Source organism: Leptotrichia sp. oral taxon 879 str. F0557 (assembly GCF_000469385.1).
Classification (GTDB): Bacteria; Fusobacteriota; Fusobacteriia; order Fusobacteriales; family Leptotrichiaceae; genus Leptotrichia; species Leptotrichia mesophila.
Map to the genome: position 1 here is coordinate 3,727 of NZ_KI271344.1, position 619 is coordinate 4,345.

A 619-nucleotide genomic window follows, 5' to 3' on the forward strand; every position below is an offset into this window, starting at 1 on the left:
CTGAAGACGTATTCAAAAGGCTAGGATTATAATGAAAAAAAATTTTATGAAGTTAGGTTCACTGAATCTGCAGAAAAAGATTTAAAAAAATTAAGCAAATCAAACAAGACCATCGCTAAACTTATAAAAAAATGGATTTCAGAAAACTTAATAGATACACAAAATCCAAAACAAAGAGGAAAGGCACTAACAGGAAATTTAAAAGGATTATGGAGATACAGAGTAGGTTCCTATAGAATTGTAGCTGAAATAAAAAATGATATTTTATTAATATTAATTATAGAAATTTCAGATAGAAAAGAAACTTATAAAGATAAAAAGAGAAAAACATACAAAGATGGAAAAATAAAATAAATATACAGGACCACTGATTAACTTCCCCAAAAAGTTGGACAAATTTAATTTAACTTACTAACAAGAATTGATTTTTATACAGAAATCAATTTTTTTATTTATAAGGAAATTAAATTCATATTTTTTAGTTATTTACTGATATATTTGATAATTTTAAAAGAGGCGTCAGCCTCTTTTCCTCTTCTTTTGTCAAATAAATATATAAATGTCTACAACAAAATATCCAACTAGGTTGGATTAATAAAATATTAATAGTATTTTTTGA

1 pseudogene is annotated in these 619 nt (G+C 23.9%); it reads left to right on the forward strand.

Going from position 1 to position 619, the window contains the following annotated elements:
- Positions 1-33: 33 nt before the first annotated feature.
- Positions 34-354, forward strand: a pseudogene (locus HMPREF1552_RS11895) (type II toxin-antitoxin system RelE/ParE family toxin); the annotation flags it as partial.
- Positions 355-619: the final 265 nt, after the last annotated feature.